This is a genomic window from Microbacterium sp. zg.Y909 (assembly GCF_024626565.1).
This window is the reverse complement of the sequence record NZ_JANJFJ010000356.1, coordinates 1-4,538: the sequence shown is the minus strand read 5'-3', so window position 1 is coordinate 4,538 and position 4,538 is coordinate 1. Positions and strand designations below refer to the sequence as shown.

Genomic DNA, 4,538 nt, shown 5'->3' with positions numbered 1-4,538 from the left:
GCGTCTGCCGGTTCGGTGGGCGTGTCGACGTCGAACAGCGGCGGCGTCAGCGCGCCCTGAAGATCGGAATCGTGGCCAGCCTGGGTGTCATCGGTCATCACCGGGGTACTCCTTGCGGGCGACACCGCGCGTCGCCCGGCGAAATCTCGTGCGGCGCCGCAGTCGCCTGTCTCTCACGATGCGGCTCGCGAACTCTCACTCGGTCTGCAGCCGGCTCATGGGCGGGCTGCGCTGGGCGTTCATCGCCCGAAGTCTTCGGTGATGCGGTCGCGGCGCGGCCGCGGGTGCATCAGGGACCATTATCGCACTTTCGGCGTGTCTTGTGTTCGCGCGTCTCCTCGCGGCGTGTGGCCTGGCGCGGCGATGGGATAATCCGGGCATGCCCGATACCCGATCTGAGCGCCCGACCGCCCTCGCCGTGTGGCTCATCGTGGGCGGCGCGATCGGGTGGTGGGCGGCGTTCTCCCTCACCATGGAGCGGTTCGCGCTGCTGGCGGATCCGGAGGCCATCGCGACCTGCGACTTCAGTCTGCTGGTGCAGTGCACGGCGAATCTCGAGTCGGCGCAGGGCAGCATCTTCGGCTTTCCGAACCCGATCATCGGACTGGCGGGCTGGGTCGCGCCGATCGTGGTCGGGTTCGCGCTGCTGGCCGGCGCGCGGTTCGCCCGGTGGTTCTGGTGGTGCTTCTGGGCCGGCACGGCCTTCGCGTTCGGGTTCGTCCTGTGGCTGATCGGCCAGAGCGTCTTCGCGCTGGGCACGCTCTGCCCGTGGTGCATGGTGACCTGGGCGGTGACGATCCCGACGTTCTACGCGGTGACCGTGCACGCCCTGCGGATCTCAGGCGTGGGCTGGGCTCGCCGCCTGGCACCGTGGGTCCCGCTGATGGCGATCCTCACGTACGCGGTGGTCGCCGTGATCGCGCAGGTGCAACTGAACTGGCTCGCTCAGTTCTGACGCCGAGTGAGTATTCGGGGGCCGAATACTCACTCGGCAGCGCCGGTCAGAACCAGATCGAGAGCTCGCGGGCGGCGGACTCGGGGCTGTCGGAACCGTGCACCAGGTTCTGCTGCACGGCGACGCCCCAGTCGCGGCCGAAGTCGCCGCGGATCGTGCCGGGAGCTGCCGTCGTCGGGTCGGTGGTCCCCGCGAGCGAGCGGAATCCCTCGATCACACGGTTGCCCGCGAGGCGGATCGCGACCGACGGGCCGGACATCATGAACTCCACGAGCGGCTCGTAGAACGGCTTGCCGGCGTGCTCGGCGTAGTGCTGCTCGAGGCGTTCGCGGTCGGGCTCGACGAGCCGCAGGTCGACGAGGGAGTACCCCTTCGCCTCGATGCGCGCGAGGATCGCGCCGGTCAGGCCGCGAGCGACGCCGTCGGGTTTGATCAGGACGAGGGTTTCTTCGGTGGACATACTCAGTCTCCGTTTCGCTGTTCGGCCTCGGCGGCCAGACGCGCGTTGCGCCGGTCGAGAGAGGCCCCCTTGATGGTGGCATACGCCCACATGCCGCCGAAAATGAGCGCCACGAGAAGCAGCGCCGGAACCATCAGCGCACCGAGGGCGACCACGACCTGCAGAACCCAGCCGAGCGCGATCGCCCACCGGTGCCGCAGCAGGCCGGCGGTGATCACCATCAGCACCGCCACGACGGTGCCGACGACGATCCCCCACCACGGTTCGATGCCGCCGGGCAGGGCGTCCAGGCCGTAGATCACGAGCCCCGCGAGGAACGCGATGACCGCCTCGAAGCCGAGCACGATGGAGCCGAGGGACTCCGCGGCGCCGCGCGCGCGGCGGGGACGGGGCGTGCGTGCGGCGCTCATGCCTGCCACCCGCTCTTCCAGTCCTCATCGGATGCCACGGTCATCGCCTCACCGGCGAGCACGACGCTTCCGGCGATGATCACCGCACGCCGATCGGATGCCGCCGCCCACTCCCGCGCGGCGTTTCCCGCCTCGGCGATGTCGGCGTGCACGCTCACCTGCCGACCGAGGCCTTCGGCGAGGTCGGCGATCGCGTCGGGGTCCGTCGCGCGGTCGGACTGCGGGGCAGTCGCGAAGACGTGTGCGGCCAGGGGGGCGAGTTCGGCCACGACACCGGCGACGTCCTTGTCGGCGAGAGCGCCGAGCACCAGGCCCCATTCGTCGAAGTCGAACGCGTCGCGCAGGGCGGCAGCCAACGCGTGCGCCCCGTGCGGGTTGTGCGCGCCGTCGACGATCACCGTCGGGGCGATGCCGATGAGCTGCAGCCGGCCGGGAGACGTCGCCTCGGCCAGGCCCTCGGTGAGCACGTCGGCCGCGAGAGGCTGGGTGGCAGCCCCGAGCAGCGACTCGACCGCGGCGATCGCGAGCGCGGCGTTGTGCGCCTGGTGCTCGCCGTACATCGGCAGGTACAGGTCGCTGTAGGTGCCGGCAAGGCCGCGCACCGCCATGAACTGCCCGCCCACGGCCAGGTGATCCTCGGTGAGCGCGAAGTCCTGCCCCTCGAACGCGATCGATGCGCCGTGCGCCGCCGCCGCTGCACGCAGCACCCGTTCGGCGGCGGCATCCTGCCGGGCCGAGACGACGGCAGCGCCGTCCTTGATGATGCCGGACTTGACCTCGGCGATCTCGGCGATCGTTCCGCCCAGGCGATCCGCGTGATCCAGGTCGATCGGAGCGAAGACCGCCACGTCGCCGTCGGCGGTGTTGGTGGAGTCCCACGACCCGCCCATGCCGACCTCGATGATCGCGACGTCCACGGGGGCGTCGGAGAACGCGACGAACGCGAGTGCGGTCAGCAGCTCGAAGAACGTCAGCGGCTCCTCCCCCGCCTCGGCCAGCTCGGCGTCGACGATCTCGACGAAGGGCGCGATCTCGTCCCAGGCGTCGGCGACGGCGGCGTCCGCGATCGGCTCACCGTCGATCATGACGCGCTCGGTGAACCGCTCCAGGTGGGGGCTCGTGAACAGGCCGGTGCGCAGCCCGTGGGCACGGATGAGCGACTCGATGATGCGGCTCGTCGACGTCTTGCCGTTGGTCCCCGTGACATGGACGACGCGATAGTTGCGCTGCGGGTCCCCGAGGTATTCCAACAGCCGTCCGGTGCGCTCCTTGCGGGGCTCCACCCAGCGCTCGCCCGCGCGCGCGAGCAGCGTCTCGTAGACGGCGTCGGCCCTGCTGCGGTCGCTCATGCGCTCACCCGGCTCACCGCGACGTGGAAGCCGCCCTCGTTGGCATAGGTCCCCGGCGGCACGTACGCGACGTGGTCGGGCCTCGAGCCGAACACCTCCGCGTACCACCCGTTGTCGGACGCGTCGCCCGGCACCTCGATGTCGCGACCCGCCACGCGCGCGGCGAGGTCCACGGCCAGGGTCTCGCCCGCGACATCTGCGGCATCGACACCGAGTTCGAGTGCGGCGGCATCCGCCGTGGACTCGAAGAGGATCTGCAGTCGGATCCGATCGCTCACCTCGAACCCTGCCGCCTTGCGCGTGTCCTGCACGGCGCGCACGACGTCGCGGGCGAAGCCTTCGGCTTCGAGTTCGGGGGTCGTGGTGGTGTCCAGCAGCACGAAGCCCGCGCCGGGCAGCAGCGCCAGGGCTTCACCCTCGGGGCGACCGCTCGTCTCGAGAACCAGTTCGTACTCCCCCGGCTCCAGCGTGACGCCTCCGGCGGTGACGACACCGTCGTGCTGCGCCCAGTCGCCGTCCTTGGCCGCGCGGATCACCTGCTGCACCTGCTTGCCGAGGCGGGGGCCGGCGGCGCGGGCGTTGACCGACAGCCGATGGGTGATGCCGTACTCGGCCGCTGTCTCATCGCGCAGCTCGACGAGCTGCACCGCCTTGACGTTGAGCTCGTCGCGAAGGATGTCGTCGAACTGCGCGAGACCGGTGGGGTCGGCCGTCACGACCGTCAGCCGCGGCAGCGGCAGACGCACCCGCTTGCCCTCGCGCTTGCGCAGCGCGTTGGCGACGCTCGTGACCTCGCGGACGGTGTCCATCGCGGTGCGGATGTCGGATGCCGCGGGGAACGCATCGGCGTCGGGCCAGTCCTGCAGGTGCACGCTGCGCCCGCCGGTGAGTCCCTGCCAGATCTGCTCGGACACGAGCGGGATGAGCGGCGCCGCGACGCGGGTGACGGTCTCGAGCACCGTGTACAGCGTGTCGAAGGCTTCCTTCGTCGACTCATCTCCGGGTACGACGCCCGTCCAGAACCGGTCGCGCGACCGGCGGATGTACCAGTTGGTCAGCGCCTCGGCGAACTCCCGCAGCTTGGTCGCCGCGGTGGTGGAATCGAGCGCATCGAGCTCGACGGCCACATCGCGCACCAGGTCGCCGGTCAGCGCAAGGATGTAGCGGTCGAGCACGTTCGTCGAATCGGTGCGCCAGGTCGCCTCGTAGCCATGGCCGCCCGCGCCGCCGGCGGCGTTGGCGTACGTCGCGAAGAAGTACCACGTGTTCCACAGCGGCAGCAGGAACTCGCGGACGCCCGCGCGGATGCCCTCCTCCGTGACGATCAGGTTGCCGCCGCGCAGCACCGAGCTGGCCATCAGGAA

General features: G+C 70.6%; 5 protein-coding genes. 1 reads left to right on the top strand and 4 read right to left on the bottom strand.

What is annotated here, in order from left to right; genetic code table 11:
* The first annotated feature begins 379 nt into the window (after positions 1-379).
* Complete coding sequence (locus tag NQ160_RS19060) at positions 380-955, top strand: vitamin K epoxide reductase family protein (RefSeq protein ID WP_257516684.1); 576 nt, start codon at positions 380-382, stop codon at positions 953-955.
* Between the two features lie 46 nt (positions 956-1,001).
* Here NQ160_RS19060 and ndk read toward each other — a convergent pair whose 3' ends face one another.
* The 4 genes from ndk to NQ160_RS19040 form a co-directional block, all read right to left on the bottom strand.
* Positions 1,002-1,415, bottom strand: coding sequence for a nucleoside-diphosphate kinase (gene ndk / locus NQ160_RS19055; RefSeq protein WP_257516683.1), 414 nt, complete (start codon positions 1,413-1,415; stop codon positions 1,002-1,004).
* Positions 1,416-1,417: 2 nt separating this feature from the next.
* The gene (locus tag NQ160_RS19050) at positions 1,418-1,825 is read right to left on the bottom strand and encodes a DUF4233 domain-containing protein (RefSeq protein WP_257516682.1); all 408 of its coding nucleotides are present in this window, start codon (positions 1,823-1,825) and stop codon (positions 1,418-1,420) included.
* Positions 1,822-3,174 (bottom strand): bifunctional folylpolyglutamate synthase/dihydrofolate synthase, encoded by a 1,353-nt coding sequence (locus tag NQ160_RS19045; RefSeq protein ID WP_257516681.1) that lies wholly within the window; start codon positions 3,172-3,174, stop codon positions 1,822-1,824. Before NQ160_RS19045 ends, NQ160_RS19050 begins: the two co-directional genes overlap by 4 nt.
* On the bottom strand, positions 3,171-4,538 hold a 1,368-nt coding region (locus NQ160_RS19040; protein ID WP_257516680.1), incomplete at its 5' end, for a class I tRNA ligase family protein. The genes NQ160_RS19040 and NQ160_RS19045, both read right to left, overlap by 4 nt.

Bases quoted from the DNA above. Each gene is read 5' to 3' on its own strand.
- NQ160_RS19050 (WP_257516682.1), bottom strand. From the start codon at position 1,825: ATGAGCGCCGCACGCACGCCCCGTCCCCGCCGCGCGCGCGGCGCCGCG.
- ndk (WP_257516683.1), bottom strand. From the start codon at position 1,415: ATGTCCACCGAAGAAACCCTCGTCCTGATCAAACCCGACGGCGTCGCT.
- NQ160_RS19060 (WP_257516684.1), top strand. From the start codon at position 380: ATGCCCGATACCCGATCTGAGCGCCCGACCGCCCTCGCCGTGTGGCTC.
- NQ160_RS19045 (WP_257516681.1), bottom strand. From the start codon at position 3,174: ATGAGCGACCGCAGCAGGGCCGACGCCGTCTACGAGACGCTGCTCGCG.